The following is a 1,183-nucleotide window of genomic DNA, read 5'->3' as shown; positions in this document are numbered from 1 at the left end:
ACCGCGTGGGCGCGGTGGGTCTTGTCGGCGGTGACGGTGTCGAGGTCGCTGGTGGTGAAGAAGGCGTGGAATCGCCACACATCGAACAGGCCGTCGCCCTCGGGTCGGAAGTCGGGGATACGGCGCACCACCAGCCGCCCGGGAACCTGCAGCGCTTTGGCTTTGGAGGTGAACGCGGTGAACGCTATCTCGGCGACCTCGGCACGTGAGATCCACAGTCCGGTGTCCGCGTCGAGAATCGCGTCGGTGTACTCGATCTTTGTCCACGCATCGGCTGCGATCTCGCTGATCGCCGCACGTATCCGCAAGTCTTGGCGCACGGTGACCGATACCTGGGCGCCGGCACCGATCGCAGCACTGACGGCGCGGTGACCGTAGAACGCTGAATCCGCCCGCACCAGCACCGGCCCCGACGCGTCAGTCGACCGCAGACGCCGCACGCTAGCCAGTGTGTCGGCGATCAACCGATGGGCTCCGCGGGCGGAATTGCATGCTCCTTTGCGTAGTCGTTGAGCAGCGATCACCGGTGCACCGTGGGCGGTGCTGATGGTGGTGATCGCCGAGTTGAGCCCCCGTACCCGGGTGTAGCCGAACCCAGCGCCCTGTTTGGCCGGGCCGTGGACCTCGATGATCGAGTCGTCGATGTCGACCATCACCGGCCCGTCGATCCCGGCCAGTACCGGGGTGTGGGTGTGCAGGCCAGCGAGCGTGCGGGCGGCGATCGCATCCAATTGCCGGACATGCCCGAACCGGAACTCGCGCAGAAACGACCCCAACGTCGACGGGGCATACGGATGGTCGAACACCTTCCCCATCGCACCGTGCCGCAGTACGGCCATGTCATCGATGCTGTCGGCACCGGCCACCATGCCCGCGACCAGCGAGAACACCTTCCGATCCGGATTGGCGCCCTTGTCGGTCGGCACCGTCAGATGCTCGAGAGCCAACCCCGACAGGCCCGCTTGCTCGGCCAACGTCATCACCGGCACCAACCCCGCCGCGCCGAGGAGATTCGGATCATCACAGGATGCAGACCGGACCGGATGACTGTGAGACAATCGCATCTACGAGATGCCCTTCTGCGTGCACGGATGGAAACCTAGACAATTCCCATTCTGTCACTCAGACAGGGCATTTCGTCTATCCCTCACCGCCCAAACGAATACGAATCGGTGGATCGAGG

At 64.7% G+C, this 1,183-nt stretch carries 1 protein-coding gene; it reads right to left on the bottom strand.

The annotated features are described in order from the left end of the window. Positions 1-1,064: IS1380 family transposase (locus tag GOACH_RS22995; protein WP_005180789.1), on the bottom strand; the 1,064-nt coding region annotated here is incomplete at its 3' end. Positions 1,065-1,183 lie beyond the last annotated feature (119 nt).

Source organism: Gordonia aichiensis NBRC 108223, from assembly GCF_000332975.1.
GTDB classification, from domain to species: Bacteria; Actinomycetota; Actinomycetes; order Mycobacteriales; family Mycobacteriaceae; genus Gordonia; species Gordonia aichiensis.
The sequence above is the reverse complement of the archived record's forward strand: the minus strand, read 5'-3'. Positions and strand labels throughout refer to the sequence as shown.